Source organism: Pseudoalteromonas sp. SWYJ118 (genome assembly GCF_015864505.1).
GTDB lineage: Bacteria > Pseudomonadota > Gammaproteobacteria > Enterobacterales > Alteromonadaceae > Pseudoalteromonas > Pseudoalteromonas arctica.
Map to the genome: position 1 here is coordinate 28,219 of NZ_JADYXC010000027.1, position 16,593 is coordinate 44,811.

At 37.1% G+C, this 16,593-nt stretch carries 12 protein-coding genes and 1 pseudogene; all 13 read left to right on the forward strand.

Annotated features, from left to right (window positions below):
* Positions 1-3,036 carry a hypothetical protein gene (locus I6F48_RS18695; protein WP_197120044.1) on the forward strand — a complete coding sequence of 1,012 codons (3,036 nt, stop codon included), beginning with the start codon at positions 1-3 and terminating at the stop codon, positions 3,034-3,036.
* Positions 3,029-4,096 carry a hypothetical protein gene (locus tag I6F48_RS18700; RefSeq protein ID WP_101163521.1) on the forward strand — a complete coding sequence of 356 codons (1,068 nt, stop codon included), beginning with the start codon at positions 3,029-3,031 and terminating at the stop codon, positions 4,094-4,096. Before I6F48_RS18695 ends, I6F48_RS18700 begins: the two co-directional genes overlap by 8 nt.
* A 346-nt stretch (positions 4,097-4,442) precedes the next feature.
* Positions 4,443-5,216 (forward strand): hypothetical protein, encoded by a 774-nt coding sequence (locus I6F48_RS18705; protein WP_231615262.1) that lies wholly within the window; start codon positions 4,443-4,445, stop codon positions 5,214-5,216.
* A 151-nt stretch (positions 5,217-5,367) separates the two neighbouring features.
* Complete coding sequence (locus I6F48_RS18710; protein ID WP_165741724.1) at positions 5,368-6,342, forward strand: transposase; 975 nt, start codon at positions 5,368-5,370, stop codon at positions 6,340-6,342.
* A gap of 473 nt (positions 6,343-6,815) precedes the next feature.
* Positions 6,816-8,003, forward strand: coding sequence for a hypothetical protein (locus I6F48_RS18715; RefSeq protein ID WP_197120045.1), 1,188 nt, complete (start codon positions 6,816-6,818; stop codon positions 8,001-8,003).
* A 4-nt stretch (positions 8,004-8,007) separates the two neighbouring features.
* On the forward strand, positions 8,008-8,931 hold the full coding sequence (locus tag I6F48_RS18720) for a hypothetical protein (RefSeq protein WP_197120046.1): 924 nt from the start codon (positions 8,008-8,010) through the stop codon (positions 8,929-8,931).
* A 58-nt stretch (positions 8,932-8,989) separates the two neighbouring features.
* On the forward strand, positions 8,990-9,976 hold the full coding sequence (locus I6F48_RS18725; protein WP_197120047.1) for a hypothetical protein: 987 nt from the start codon (positions 8,990-8,992) through the stop codon (positions 9,974-9,976).
* Positions 9,977-10,160: 184 nt separating this feature from the next.
* Positions 10,161-11,330 carry a hypothetical protein gene (locus I6F48_RS18730; protein ID WP_231615263.1) on the forward strand — a complete coding sequence of 390 codons (1,170 nt, stop codon included), beginning with the start codon at positions 10,161-10,163 and terminating at the stop codon, positions 11,328-11,330.
* 101 nt (positions 11,331-11,431) lie between these two features.
* Complete coding sequence (locus I6F48_RS18735; protein WP_197120048.1) at positions 11,432-12,205, forward strand: hypothetical protein; 774 nt, start codon at positions 11,432-11,434, stop codon at positions 12,203-12,205.
* 307 nt (positions 12,206-12,512) lie between these two features.
* On the forward strand, positions 12,513-13,298 hold the full coding sequence (locus tag I6F48_RS18740; RefSeq protein WP_231615264.1) for a hypothetical protein: 786 nt from the start codon (positions 12,513-12,515) through the stop codon (positions 13,296-13,298).
* A gap of 184 nt (positions 13,299-13,482) precedes the next feature.
* Positions 13,483-14,652 (forward strand): hypothetical protein, encoded by a 1,170-nt coding sequence (locus I6F48_RS18745; protein ID WP_231615265.1) that lies wholly within the window; start codon positions 13,483-13,485, stop codon positions 14,650-14,652.
* Positions 14,653-14,987: 335 nt separating this feature from the next.
* Positions 14,988-15,974, forward strand: coding sequence for a hypothetical protein (locus I6F48_RS18755; protein ID WP_197120050.1), 987 nt, complete (start codon positions 14,988-14,990; stop codon positions 15,972-15,974).
* A gap of 96 nt (positions 15,975-16,070) precedes the next feature.
* Positions 16,071-16,593 (forward strand): annotated as a pseudogene (locus tag I6F48_RS18760) (hypothetical protein); the annotation flags it as partial.

Genomic DNA, 16,593 nt, shown 5'->3' on the forward strand with positions numbered 1-16,593 from the left:
ATGGGGCTAGTTAAATTAGATTCTGAGATTAAAGGTGAATGTGGAAATATTAATATTCCTTTTGGTTATGCCGATGTTTTTTCTCTTGATAGTCAGCCTAATGATGATAACAAATCTTTGTATATTTCAGTAAAGCCAAAAGTTTTTACTGAAGCTTCATTAGATAAAAATAAAACAAAATCTGCACAATTTCAGGTTTTGGGGAATGACGAAAAACCTGTCAGTAATTTAAATGGTTTTTATTATATTTTTGTAAATGGCTATTTATGGCGTGAAATCGCAGCTGTTGATAACGGTTGTTTATCTGAGGTTGATTTGGCAAATGAATTTGGCAAAAACGAACGTTCATATTCAGGTTTAGTCACTCAAACTATCTTACTGCCTAAGAAAATAAACGGCTTAAATTGTGAGCATGGCTCACTCTCCGAACCCACAGTACAGGTTGCTTTTTCCATCGCACAATGGTCATGGCAGTATATTGTGAGCCTCGGCGGACTTTACAAAGATGATCCACGACAAAAAAGTGTTAACGCTAAAGCACCTACGTATGTTGAAGACCAAGGGTTAGCTGATTCATTGCGAAACGCTCGCTGCCAACAGATTAATTTAGCCGCAGCAGAGAGTGAAGGCCAAATTACAATCCATGACCCAGGTGGGATTGCGCTTTCTTTATTAAATAAATGCCAAATGATTTTCTTGCAATTACAGATTGAGAATAAAAAGCTAACAGATAAAAAGCACTATGATTCTGGTGTTCTTGCATATCAAGCAATGCTAAATGATGAATTACATCAACTATCAGAAAAAAATCCAATCTATTACCCTTCAAAGTATGCAATGCCGAAGCTTAACTATATAGATAAAAGCTCGGGTGCAGGATTTTTACGTAGTGGAGCAAAACACTTAGATAAAGATTATTTAGAAAGCTACCTTTCAAGTGACAAATTAGAACAACTACTTAAAGAGTTGCCTATTGCACAAAAAGAGTTTGTTGATTTTTTACAAGACTTAAATAACGATTCGGCTTTAACGTCTAAGCAAAGTGATTATATTGGTTTAGCTCCAGTAATGAATGACTGGGTAGCTCTTGAAAATGTAGACTACTTATTTGGCTTTAACTTTATCACTAATGTATTAAATATATTGAGTATCGACGATGTTTCAACTGGTGTATTTAGGCCTTGGAAAGAAAAGTTACCTGCTGAAAACGAGCGTAAAAATAATATAAATAAAGCCACAAGCGCAATTGAAAGCTTTTTAAAAAACACGTTTGAGAAAGGCAACTGGCTATCTGAGTGTTTTATGATCCCTGAAGGACACTTTGATATAAGTATCCCCGGTAGTGTTGTTTTAAAAACCTTACCAAAAGAAAAGAATAACGGTGAAGCTAAATTTAGATTTGAAGAGTTTAAGCGAATTCATAAAAAGTTAATCGAAGAAAAGCAAGAGCAAGAACTCCTGCTTGCAAATAAAGGTTTAAAAGAGTTTTTTGGTAAAGCTAAAGATGCGGTGGGCTATTTAACTGCCGCCTGGGGGCGAGTTGCGAGTCAATATCAAAATGGCGTTTTAAAACCGCATACTCTAAAAATTAGAAATTTGATGGTCTCTTATAACAAAGCACTTGGTATTAGTGACTTTGCAGATATACATATAAAACAGGCTGGGGCTGTGCTAGGCGATAACCCATCAGTAATTGGCATTACCAATTATAAACGCACGCAAAACAATAGGCAGCAAAGGCGTGCAATGCTACGTGAAAGTGTGAAAAATCCGCCACCCAATGCAGTAACTATCTACGATAGTAAAGAAAATGTAATTGCCTCTGAAGACCCTAAATCATTCGGAAGTAATAAAGGCTATTTTAATCCAGAAAATTGGATTTATTACAATGACTTAATCGGTAGGTATGATTCGATCGAGGGTGAGTTAGTTGTAGTACCTAAAGCGCATCGGTATGCAAAAGCATATGATAATCCTGACTTTAAGCTAGGCGCAGTTGATACAGTTAAGCTCAAAGGTATAAGAGTATTAGAGCACAACTTACCAATGGTGATATTAGCGTTTGAGATGTTTAATGCTAACGAGATGATTAAAAGGTTTAAGGCAGGGGATAAAGTTACAAGTAAAGTTAAATTAGAAGTTATTAATCTAGTTTATAGTTTAGCTACTTTATCTCTTGAAGTAGCTTCTTTTAGGCTTGCATCAATAAATAATTTATTAAAACTATCTGTTAGGGTGTTTAGTCGAACTGTGCTGCTTTCCAGGCTATTGGGTTCAATAGGGTTAGTAATTACAGTTTTTCTATGTGGGTTAGACACATATACATCAGTCAAAAAGAACGATTTGGACGCTGCATTTTTTCATGTTTTGAGTGGTGTTGTAGCCGTCGCAGGTTTTATTTATCTAGGAGCAGCATTGTTAACCACACCTTTAGGTTGGGCAATAATCGCTATCGGTCTGCTCATTGCAATCATAGCTATTTTGGTAACGGATAATGAATTAGAAACTTGGACTAAAAATGGTCCCTTTGCTAAAGATATTGATGACCGCTGTACTGGTAGTTATAATAAATGGCGCACTCAACCAAAAGAGTGTTATGCCGCATTGGTAGGCACATTGATGAACCCAAATATTACATTAGGGGTCAAAAAGCTAACTAGTTCCCATTGCCAATTAACCATTGATATAGACACACCAAACTTTGCGTTAGGGCAATCAGAGGTGTTTGTTCAAGTTTACCAAATTGAAGATGAGGGCATTTTGCATTTTGAAAATGAATTTCGTCACGACCATAAAAATTGGCAAATAATCCAAAAAGAAAATACTCAATCAGGGATTATAAATGGGTTTCAATATATTGTCCCGATTTTATCAATGTGGCCATTAAACTTTGACGTTGATTGGCAAGTAAAAGTGCAGTATCGGTTAGATAAAAATGTGACCTTGCCTTATGTGGACATTGACGAGCGCAGTGACTGGAAAACCGGCGAAATACCAGACAAAGCATGGATAATAAAGGAAATAAAATATGCTTGAAGAGTATGCTGAAACTGTTTACAGAGGCAAGCAAGATACAAAGTATAGAGATGGAATAGCGACTGATGAGCGTGACTCTATGTATTGCCGTTACCAAAGTAAGCAAGCGTTATTTCCTAGAGGTGATGTGTTTGGGCACTGCTTTGATAACTCTCAAAGATTAGAATATAAATTGAATATAAGTGGTGCAGCAAACCAGCATCGAAGTATTCTTAGTCAAAATGAGAGCCGATTGGAATTACCTTTGGCTTCTAACCCTGTAAGTCTCATAGACACTTTAACTTTCGCTTGGGGGATATTCCACATATCAATACTGTTTCTTTTGCTAGCTTTTCCTATTACTAGTTTTTTGCTTGGAGATATTGCTGAAGCATTTGATAGTTACACTGTGTTGTTATCTGTTTGGTGTTTTTCAAAAATTTCAAACTGGGTAATATGGCCATATTTTAGATCTAATTTTAAATTAGCAGTTATTTTCGAACGTAAAACAGGTGTAGTTAAAGTACCCAAAAGCGATGCAAAGAGCTTTGCTTATTTAAGCTTTGAAGAATTTAATGCTCACTACAAAGCTACACATAATCCCAAAAGTGGATTTCCACATAGAGGGCTTACGCTTCTTCATTATAAAGAAGATCAGCGTTATGATGTTGCTTACAACAATGAGATAGCTTGCAGTTTTCAACATTGGGAATTATTACAAAACTTTATGGATGTTACTCAGCCATTAGCAGACATCCCACAATTTGAATATTACCGAGAGTTTGATAAAACCACTGCTGAATTTGATAAAGCCAATGGTCGCCCTAAGTACTTTTGGTATCGCGTTGATAAGTCATTTTTAAAGAAAATGAATCAAGCTGATGATGAGCTTAGAAAAGAATTTAATGATGAAGAGCAGCTTGATAACTTATTGGCGGGAAAACCTATTAAAAAGCTAACACCGCCAGATATTTTTAAATTTCCATGGAAATACACAGATAACATTAAGCCCGAGAGTGAAATTAAGTTTGGGAAAACCTTGTGGCAGAAATTCACTTCATTTTTGATGGTTGATTTGTAAGCTGTTGAAAAAATTAAATACAGCTTTCTATTTTTCATGAAGAACCAGGGTTTTAAATCGGTTAACTAACCGTAGTTCTTTAACAATCATAAAAGGAAGTTAAACCTAGGCAGCATTAGTGCTGCCTAGGTTATTTAGTGAAAATAGTATGAGTTTATTTAAGTACTTAGGTGGACCATTACCTAAAAAAACAATTTTTAATCAATTCTATGAAGAAGGCGATACGCTATATCTGCGGAAAATGTTTAATGGGTTATGCTTTTTGGCTAGCTGGTTATATGATGATAAATCGGTTTTTAGTAGTAATCCCTAGCGCTTTCAAGTCCATTCATGCGGTAATGACCCCATGAGAGCACTTATCTTTGGTCCAATGTTTTTGGGGTTTTGTGGTAGCTTAGTCGTTGCACTTTTTTTATTAGTAGCTCCTTTTTCAGACGAGCCCTTCTCATGGTGGTTTCTGTATTTAGTACTCGGCTTTAACCTTACATTTTTAAACCTTCAACCACTCTGGGATAGGATGGCGCCTCCTAAGTTAGCGTACTTTGACCGTCAAATAGGTAAAGTCGGTTACACCTTTGATATCCCAGATTGTGAAGCACGAGATGAGTTTGGTAATTGCTGTTTTGATTGGCGAGATATGCAATGCTCATTAATAAACGAAAGCACCTCGCAGGCATTTTTTCCAAGACTCTCCCATAAAAATATAGATAAATACCCACAAACAAAAATGACGATTGTAGTGACAGAGTTAGCACAAAACCCAATTTATTGTTTACTGTTTTGGGAGCGCTTAGTACGCTTTATGAATAACACAAAGCCATTACCTGATATACCTGAATATGAGGGTTACAGGCACCTAGATTCAATTACCGCTGAGTTTGATAAGCACAACAATCGCCCTGAGGTTTACTGGCGTGACATGAGCTTTGCACAACAAACAGAAATCTATGATGAGCTATATGCTGAAGCATACAAAATAGATTGGTACAGCGACGAGCCACACCCTGAAATCACCAAACCATGGCAACGCTGGGCGCCTGAGCCCGAGCGAAAACAAACACTTAATTGGAAATACAAAGCGAAACGTTTATTTATGCAATTAACGTGTGGGATACCTTAAGTACCTTTTATGGCGGGATTTAGTTTATATAATAAGAATGGCTGTCTAGTTTTATTATTAAGCGAATTAACAAGACACTCATCCTAAATTTTGCACTTTTCGAAGTTAGAGGCTAGCCTTTGTTTAGTGCAAAAAACAAGCAGGGTGTCACATGGCTATTGCAAGAAAGCGTCAAGTAAGTTTGGTTGATACAAAATATTATCATTGTATTTCACGGTGTGTTCGTCGAGCCTTTCTGTGTGGTGAAGACCACTTTACGGGGAAGTCTTACGAACATCGACGAGGCTGGGTTGAAGATAAGCTACTTGAATTAGCGAAGGTATTTTGTATTGATGTGTGTGCTTATGCTGTCATGAGTAACCACACGCACTTGGTGTTGTATGTTGACGATAAAAAAGCCAATCGGCTGAATGATAAAGCGATTGTTATTCGGTGGCACAAGCTTTGTAAAGGTACGTTGATTACACAAAAATACATCCAGGGCGAAAAGTTAAGCAAAATAGAACTTATATTTTTTAATCAAACAGTAAAGCAATACCGAGAGCGCTTATCAAGTATCAGCTGGTTTATGCGCTTATTAAATGAAGGTATTGCGCGCAGAGCGAACAAAGAAGATAACTGCACAGGACGGTTCTGGGAGGGACGCTTTACGTCTCAAGCATTACTAGATGAAGCATCCCTTGCCGCCTGTATGGCGTATGTCGATTTAAACCCAATTAGAGCTAAAATGGCTAATACCCCAGAAGAGTCAGACCATACCAGCGTCCAAAAACGTTTAACACACGCAAGAGATGGTAAACAACCAAAACAACTACTTCGCTTTGCAGGCATGCCACGTCAAATAATGCCAAAAGGGCTCCCGTTTGAGCTTAAATCGTACCTTGAACTTGTTGAATTAACAGGACGTTGTATACGAGAAGATAAGCGAGGGTATATTGAAAGTGCACATTTGCCTTTACTAGAAAGAGTGAATATATCACCAGAAAACTGGTTAAAACTCACCACACAATTTACACGCGTATTTCATGGTGCAGTAGGCAGGCCCACTTCACAAGCAAGTTACTGTGAAAATTTAAACAGAAAACGGCGAGCGAACATCAGTAACTGCCAAAAGCTTCTCGCATAAACTTAAACTACTCAGTAAAATTATTCAGTAATAAATCACAACTGCATCATGCAGTTATTTTTGTGCATGTAATTTAAGATTAACAGCGGTAATGTTTTATTTAATGAATTAAATAAAAGAAATAGATAAGGAAAGGTAAGTTTTTAACATAAAAAGTAGATTTTATGGCACAGTTTAGCTTGCACAATTAGAGTGGCTGTCTAGTTTAATTCTACAATTAGAGTGGCTGTCTAGTTTAATTCTTTATTGCATTAAAAGAAACGGTTGCTGCAAAGCAACTAAATGTTACATCACTAAAAGGTGAAATTGCGCAATTAAAAAATAATGAATTAAAGTTAGCGGATGATGTAAGCACCAGTCGACGTTTAAATCAAAAACTAGCTGAACTTGCAACGGCGACTGAGCATTTAGCGAATCAAAAATTTTTATCAAATGCATCTGTTAACACTCTTAGTAGGGCTAATGTTGGTATTTTGGGCGCAGTTGGTTTATTTGAACTACTTAATTTAACCCGAAGTATTGAGCAGTTTGAGCTTTCAGCTAAAGGTGCAAAAGTATTTGCCGGTGGCGCACTCGATTTTACTGCTGTGGTACTGACTCTCGTTCGTGAAGCGTATGTAATGAAATACGGTTTGCCAACAGAGCAACAGCTTAGAAGACTGAGTAAAGGTTTAAGTGTTCCCAAAGGAGTCGATAGGGTTTATTGGTACTCTGTATATATGTATGCCGCGAATATTGCTGCGTCAATTTACAGCGGTATTACTAGTTTTATAGATGGCTACGATGCTATTAAACGTGGCGATAATGACGCCGCGTTTGGTCTATTTACCATGGGGGTGGGCTTTACTCTGATGATGGCGGGTGATGTTATCGCGTTAAGAGGCCTCCTTTTAGGTATTCAAGTGGGCTCACGATTAGGCTGGATTGGCCTGATTATTGTGTTGGTTGGCGCTGTTATTTACTATTTATTTGTTGATGATGAAATAGAAGCCTGGATGAAAATCAGCCCGTGGGGCACAGATGCCTATGGCGATGATAACAGTAGTAGTTGGAAAACACGCCCTGATTATGCCCTACAAGATTTTGCGCAATTAACCATAGCGCCACAAGTACACAGTGATAATGTAGAAAAAGAGCAAGATATACATACTATTGCAACTGAGCGAGGTGCTATTACTACCTATGAAGATCCCACCGAAGCATATTTAATTTTAACCTGCCCAACAAACACGGTGTTTAATTTCATTGATGTTGAGCTTGACGTTAAACAAAGAGATAAAAAGAATGATGAATACCAAAATCTCGTTTTAGGTGATAGCGTTGGGCAAGGTCAAAATTGGCGACAAACATTTTGGGATAATGTGTTAGTGACTGATTTATCAAGTGGGCAAGGTGTACGGCTCGATGTAAATCAGTATAACTGCGCCGCCATCTTTAAAGCACTCAACACAACCAGAATCACGTTTAGACTGCGAGTGAAAACGTATCCAGAAGGTAAAGGTGCGTCAGTGAGCACTGCTTTTGAAGATAATAAATTTATTTTACCAGTATCAAAACGCGATGAGTACGGCGAGCTTGAAAAACCAAATAAATGGCTCACAACAGAAGTGAATTTATCACTATGGAATTATGCGCTAAAAGAAGAATTAGGACTTGAATAACATTATGATAAACACCGAACAAGTATCAGAATTACGCCCCCCTAAAAAACCAACTAACATGGGAAAGTATTACCGAAAAGTAGACGTCAATTATGACAACCTGCTAGGAGAAAAAGATGAGATTGGGGCTGATGGCCGTTATTATGGCCTATTACTAATGGGAAGTATGAGGGATACTTTCCAAAAAGCTACTGTAGCATTGATGTTAACATTTTTTGGGATTTTGACAGTAATGCAAATACTTGGGTTATTTAAAGCAAAAAGTTTACAACACTTCTTAGACTCATTTCTTTTTCACCCTTTGTTTATCCTAGGGCAAGTTTTGTTATTAATTATTGCTTTTATTTACCATCGTAAAGCAAAAATCCCAAGAGCAACCTCCGTCGTTTTTGACCGAAAAACCGGCAATGTAAATTTCCCTGCATTTGGTGGTAACCCTGAACTTGTGATCCCATTCGAAGAAGTTGAGATGTATCGAGGCTCGTTAGGCTTTAGCTTAGGAAGGGGAATGCCTGTTACAAGTTTAATCCCAAAAAAATACCCTAAACATGGTAAAAGGGATTGCCAATACATAGTCGCGTTTGCTGATAGTTACGATCAAGCCTGTAATTTATGGACGTTATTAAATGAATATATGGATAAAAATAAACCTATCCCTTACGCAATGTTACCTTCAGTTCAATACTATCTAGATAAAGGGTGCAGCACAGTTTGGAAAGGCGATAAAATTGGCCCCTATATGAATAATTACCAACTCGATCCTGAGATAAAAAATAACTATAAATATGTTTTTCATACGGATATTGATGGTGAAAAAAAATACCCGATGGATGATGTTAATTATGTTATTGCTCCCTTTAGTGATGACCCTGAGTTATTAGAGAAAAATATAAAACGTGCTTATGAGCTTAATATTTTACTTTTGTGATTAAGAAAAATAAAGGGCAACCCTACATACCCTAACCCGTGGGTGCTACAGGAATAATATGTCTATTTATAATTACTTAGGTGGCCCGCTGGCTAAAAAAACAATTTTTAATAAATACTTTAATGCTAAGACAAATAAAAGTCTTACAAAACAATTTGGTGGATTATGTATTCTTTATGATTGGCTATATATCGATAAGTTAGGCCTAAAGGCACAACCACATCGCTTTCAAGCCCATTCATGCGGTAATGATCCCATGAGAGCACTTATCTTTGGTCCCATGTTTTTAGGGTTCACAGGTAGTTCTTTTATAGGGTTATTTACATTATGGTGGCTTCCATTTGGTTCGGAACCTTACCCGCTGACTCTATTATCCTTGGTGCTTATAGGGAACCTTATATTTTTAAATCTCCAACCACTCTGGGATCGGATGGCGCCTCCTAAGTTAGCGTATTTTGATCGTCAAACAGGTAAAGTCGGTTACACCTTTAATATTCTTGGTTGTGACGAGCGCGATGAATTTGGTAATTGCTGCTTTGATTGGCGAGATATGCAGTGCTCATTAATAAACGAAAGTACATCGCAGTCGGGCTCGCGAGCATTTTTTCCAAGACTCTCCCATAAAAACATAGATAAATACCCACAAACAAAAATGACGATTGTAGTGACAGAGTTAGCACAGAACCCAATTTATTGTTTATTGTTTTGGGAACGATTAGTACGCTTTATGGATAAAACAAAGCCATTACCTGATATACCTGAATATGAGGGTTACAGGCATCTAGACTCAATTACCGCTGAGTTTGATAAGCACAACAATCGCCCAGAGGTTTACTGGCGTGACATGAGTTTTGCACAACAAACCGAAATATATGATGAGCTCTATGCTGAGGCATACAAAATAGATTGGTACAGCGACGAGCCACACCCTGAAATCACCAAACCATGGCAACGCTGGACGCCTGAGCCCGAGCGAAAACAAACACTTAATTGGAAATACAAAGCGAAACGTTTATTTATGCAATTAACGTGTGGGATACCCTGAGTACCTTTTATGGCGGGATTTAGTTTATATAATAAGAATGGCTGTCTAGTTTTATTATCACAATGAGAGTGAAAAATCAGGGCTGCATTTTTTAATGATGACCGCAAGTATAGCCATCGCATTGGTCAAGTGTTCAGCCAAGCAGTAATTAATTTATAAGAAGTAGATTGTTAAAGGAGTAACTATGAACATAGATGATAAAAACGCAGAGGAAGAAAGAATATTCAATGAGCTAGCTGATCGCCTCATTGCTGAAGAGGAAGACGGTTTAACTCACGAAGAAAGAAAAAAAATAATAAGAGAAAACCGTATTAACTCAATTAAACAGTGGTGCGCTGAAAACCCAAATCGAGACCCCGCTAGAGCAAAAGATAAAACCATAAAGCAACTGGCTTTGGATGAAAAAGCGGTGGTGCGAAGAGAAGAGTTTAGAAAAAATAACCCCGAGAAAGTGGCTGAAATACGAAAGCGAACTAGAAACGAAAGAAGATACCGTGATAATAGAGCAACCTACGAAGAGCAACTGCCAAGAGACTACTTACATAAAGACAGTTATGAAACGCGATTAAAAAGAGCCGAAGCACTCAATGGCTGCGGGTTTAAAACCCGTACGTTTAAAAGTAAGCGTTTTACTGATGAATACGCAGCAGAGCTCAAGTCGCCTAATCGTGGCTCAACGCTTGAGGGTCACTGGGTTCGCACCGATGGGCAACAACTTGCTATTTCATGGTTTGGAGGGTGGTCGAACTTATTTACTATTATTGGCTTTGGTTGTACGAGCCTCGCATTACTCGTATTTGGTTTCCATATTCTTGCTCTTATCATGGACGGGTTTGAATATTTTTGGGTGATGGTTTCAATCTATGTGGTGCTCTTTGGTTTAGGAGTGTTTACGTTAAAACACCGGGCTATTTTATCGCACCGAGATAAGTTTTACTTCAATCGCCATACTGGGCTTGTAAAAACACCGCATACTTTATTTAGAAAACCGTTTTATTTACCTTACGAAGACATTGTTTGCTATGGTGCAAATGAGCGTAATGTCGGCTCAGCCCGTGGTGGTTCACGTGTATTTGTGTCACTCATGGTGCCGTTAAAATACCCTAAACATTATCGCTTTACCAAGCCTACTTTTTATGTAGGTGGTTCAAATCGTGAATGGGATTCACTGGCATACGCCACAGCCATGACTTTTATGGATACATCAATCCCACTTGGCACGCATTTATATCAATCGATAGAGCATTACTTCAAAATCGATAAAGATATAACTGAGAAACACACTTTTCCTGAGGAGCTAAAACCTTATTTAGACCCTGATGACTGCCAAGTAAACAGACATGAAGTTTGGTGATGTAAAAAAACAGCGCTGAGCATAAATAGTAGCTTTACTTTATTAAAACCAACTTTAAACAATAGAGCTTTTATTGTTTAAAGTACTTTAAAAGGATTTTTATGAATCGCTTTGCATTTAAAATTTTATCATTCGCAATGCTTATGAGTTTTTTTGTCGAGTTTTTATTGAGTTATAATTCATTAAACTCAAGACCCATTTTAAGTTTTAATAGTACTACATACGATAATAATATATGCAGCACATTATCTGGAGTATGTTCGAGTTTAGTACCTTGGGATTCGTTTTTTTTATTGCCATTTGTAATGTCTATAGTGTTTTTTTTAGTATTAAAAACGACTGATAAATTCAACCTCTGTGTCTATTTTGTTTTGTCTAATTTTTTTATAGTTGTTAATGGTGATTACCCTTATGTTTTTTATTACTTGATTGAGGGTGGAGTGATTTTGTCATTGTTATATTTCTTTAATTCGAAACAGAATAAAGATAATAAAGATAATAAAGATAATAAAGATAAAAAAGAAAAGAATAAAAGTGAACGTTTTTATAATTTTCGAAACTATTTAAATACATTAGATAAAACAGGCGTATTTACTGGCATGGCTGATAAAAAAGAACTCCTATCATTCTTTTTTATCAGTTTTTTAATCTTATTTTCTTTAATAATTATGATCTTATTTCCTTTCTTAAGTCTTTATATTAAAGGTGAAATAGATTTTAATACACTGAGTTTTATATCAGCTTCTTTTATTAAAAGCGCCTTTTTAAATTCACATATAATTTGGTTTATTTTAATTACATTACTTTCCCTTTTGTCGTTGCTATACCGTAAAGTATATGGAATTAATTTAGCTAAAACTAACAATGAGCAATAGCTTAGCGCAGTAGTTGTTTATGGGCATACCTTAAGCGCATTACAAAAGCTGCTTTATAACTTAAAGGAAGTTTGAGCTATGCATAGTTTGAGTTTGTTACAGGAATAATATGTCTATTTATAATTACTTAGGTGGCCCGCTGGCTAAAAAAACAATTTTTAATAAATACTTTAATGCTAAGACAAGTAAAAGTCTTACAAGAAAATTTGGTGGATTATGTATTCTTTATGATTGGCTATATATCGATAAGTTAGGCCTAAAGGCACAACCCCAGCGCTTTCAAGTCCATTCATGCGGTAATGACCCCATGAGAGCACTTATCTTTGGTCCAATGTTTTTGGGGTTTTGTGGTAGCTTAGTCGTTGCACTTTTTTTATTAGTAGCTCCTTTTTCAGACGAGCCCTTCTCATGGTGGTTTCTGTATTTAGTACTCGGCTTTAACCTTACATTTTTAAACCTTCAACCACTCTGGGATAGGATGGCGCCTCCTAAGTTAGCGTACTTTGACCGTCAAACAGGTAAAGTCGGTTACACCTTTGATATCCCAGATTGTGAAGCACGAGATGAGTTTGGTAATTGCTGTTTTGATTGGCGAGATATGCAATGCTCATTAATAAACGAAAGCACCTCGCAGTCGGGCTCGCGGGCATTTTTTCCAAGACTCTCCCATAAAAATATAGATAAATACCCACAAACAAAAATGACGATTGTAGTGACAGAGTTAGCACAAAACCCAATTTATTGTTTACTGTTTTGGGAGCGCCTAGTGCGCTTTATGGATAACACCAAGCCATTACCTGATATACCTGAATATGAGGGGTACAGGCACCTAGATTCAATCACCGCTGAGTTTGATAAACAAAACAATCGCCCTGAGGTTTACTGGCGTGACATGAGCTTTGCACAACAAACCGAAATATATGATGAGCTATATGCTGAAGCATATAAAATAGATTGGTACAGCGACGAGCCACACCCTGAAATCACCAAACCATGGCAACGCTGGACGCCTGAGCCCGAGCGAAAACAAACACTTAATTGGAAATACAAAGCGAAACGTTTATTTATGCAATTAACGTGTGGGATACCCTGAGTACCTTTTATGGCGGGATTTAGTTTATATAATAAGAATGGCTGTCTAGTTTTATTATCACAATGAGAGTGAAAAATCAGGGCTGCATTTTTTAATGATGACCGCAAGTATAGCCATCGCATTGGTCAAGTGTTCAGCCAAGCAGTAATTAATTTATAAGAAGTAGATTGTTAAAGGAATAACTATGAACATAGATGATAAAAATGCAGAGGACGAAAGAATACTTGATGAGCTAGTTGAGCGCCACATTGCTGAAGAGGAAGATGGCTTAACTCACGAAGAAAGAAAAAAAATAATAAGAGAAAACCGTATTAACGCAATTAAACAGTGGTGCGCTGAAAACCCAAATCGAGACCCCGCTAGAGCAAAAGATAAAACCATAAAGCAACTGGCTTTGGATGAAAAAGCGGTGGTGCGAAGAGAAGAGTTTAGAAAAAATAACCCCGAGAAAGTGGCTGAAATACGAAAGCGAACTAGAAACGAAAGAAGATACCGTGATAATAGAGCAACCTACGAAGAGCAACTGCCAAGAGACTACTTACATAAAGACAGCTATGAAACGCGATTAAAAAAAGCGGAAGTACTCAATGGCTGCGGGTTTAAAACCCGCACGTTTAAAAGTAAGCGTTTTACTGATGAATATGCAGCAGAGCTTGAATCCCCAGATAGTGGCTCAACACTTGAGGGACATTGGGTTCGCAACGATGGGCAACAACTGGCTATTTCATGGTTTGGAGGGTGGTCAAATTTATTTACTGCTCTAAGCTTCTTGTTAATGGTCGCTGCAGTTATGTTCTTTTTCGTTGATTTGGTTGTTATTGGTTTTGTGTGGGAGGATTATCGGTGGGTGCCATTTGCTATATATGCACCTATGTTTATTGTTGGTTTTTATATGCTGAAACACCGAGCTATTTTATCGCACCGAGATAAGTTTTACTTTAATCGCCATACTGGGCTTGTAAAAACTCCGCATACATTATTTAGAAAACCGTTTTACTTACCTTACGAAGATATTGTTTGCTATGGTGCAAATGAGCGTAATGTCGGTTCAGCCCGCGGTGGATCACGTGTATTTGTGTCTCTTATGGTGCCGTTAAAGTACCCTAAACATTATCGCTTTACCAAGCCTACTTTTTATGTAGGTGGTTCAAATCGTGAATGGGATTCACTGGCATACGCCACAGCCATGACTTTTATGGATACCTCAATTCCACTTGGCACTCATTTATATCAATCGATAGAGCATTACTTCAAAATCGATAAAGATATAACAGAAAAACACGCCTTTCCTGAGGAGCTAAAACCTTATTTAGACCCTGATGACTGCCAAGTAAACAGACATGAAGTTTGGTGATGTAAAAAACAGCGGTTAGTGTGAATCGCTGTTTTACTTTATGAAAAATCAACTTTAAAAACACAATTAGAGTGGCTGTCTAGTTTAACTTTCGGTCTAGTTTAACTTTCGGAAGGTACTAAAGAATATTTATGTGAATTTGATGATAATAGCCTGAGCTTAAATGCTGCAGTTTATGAGTTTGAAATTGAATCTCCTAGTATTAGTGTGTTTGATGTTGAAATAACACCAATACTTATATACAACGAAAATTTAACCTTACCAATAGATTTTGATGCGTTTGAAAAGCCAATTGAAAATGCCTCACCTGATTTAGCAATTGCATAAGGAACTTGATGCAAAATAATAATTACTTCGGTGTTGGAATAATGCCAAAGAAAACGAAGTTTAATCGTTTTTTTGAATACCGTAGTATAAAAAATATTTATCACGAATTCAAAGGCCTCAGTTTTTTATATGATTGGCTTGATACAAACAAAATATATGAAAGTAATCGCGAAAAATACAAAGTAGTGCCTTGCGGCAATAACCCTATAAAAGCTGTATTATTTGGGCCCATGGTTATAGGAGGGGTTCTAAGCCTTATTACTTTTATTAGTGTTTTATCACTTCCATTTTATGGCGAAGGTGAAAAGTTTCAGTGGTGGATTCCACTTATTACCTTTTCTTGGAATTTACTTTTCTTAAATTTACTGCCTATTCTCGCTAGGTACATACCAGATAGGGTGATGTATCTCGACAGGCAAAATCAAACAGTCGGGTTTACTTTTGATATACCAGGTTGTGAACAAAGAGATGACTTAGGTAACTGTTGTTTTAAATGGGAGGAGATTGTTTGCAGGTTAACCTCGAAAATGGGTGCGCCGGGTGTAATGAATTACTTTCCAGAAATTAGTCATATTGATCAAGAAAAGTACCCTGAAACAATAGTAACCGGTTCTGTTGTTGAGCTTTCAGCTAATCCTGTGCATTGTTATTTATTGTGGGAGTGTTATGTACGTTTTATGGATTTAAGTAAGCCATTGCCCGATGTGCCTGTATATGAACAACACCGTCATTCAGATCCAATTACAGCAGAGTTTGATAAACAAAATAATCGTCCTTCAGACTTTTGGGTAGACTTTTCAATTGAACAGCAAATTGAAATTAGGGACGAAATTTTAGAAGATGCTTTTCCATATGATTGGCTAAAAGGTAGAGAGCAGGAAGAAGTAATCAAACCTTGGCAGCATTGGAAAGCAGAGCCTGAGCGCATAGAGCAATTAACGTGGAAATATAAAGTAAAGCGTTTATTGATTCAACTTTTTATCGGCTTTCCGTGAGACTGTTTAAGTTTCAGAGTCCATGATACTTTAACAATCAGAAAAGGAACTTAAGCAGAGGCACCTTAAAGTGCCTCTGTTTATCAAAGGAATCTGATGCAAAATAATGACTACCTAGCCGTTGATATCATGCCTAAAAAAACGCGGTTTAATTGTTTTTTTTACCCTGAGAGATTAAATAGCCTCAAGAAAAAATTCAAAGGTTTATGCTATTTATATGATTTACCTGCAAGAAAGCAAAAAGCAATACAAAAACATCCAGAGCGATATAAAATAGAAATGTGCGGGAATAGTCCCGCTAGAGCTTTGCTTTTTGGTCCTATGGCTATTGGCTTTGTTTTAAGTTTGTTATTTTTATTCTCTTGTATTGTGATGACTTACTCCGAGGAGCCTTATCATTGGTGGGTGCCGGCACTTACTTTTTCGTGGAATCTGTTTTTTCTTAATTTACTGCCACTAACAGACAGTTACATCCCCAAAAAACAAATATACTTTGACAGACAAAAGCAGCTAGTAGGCTTTACTTATCCAATCCCTGGTTGCGAAGCACGTGATGAGCAGGGTAATTGTTGTTTTAAGTGGGCTGATATTGTATGCCATTTAGATATGGTTGCAACAC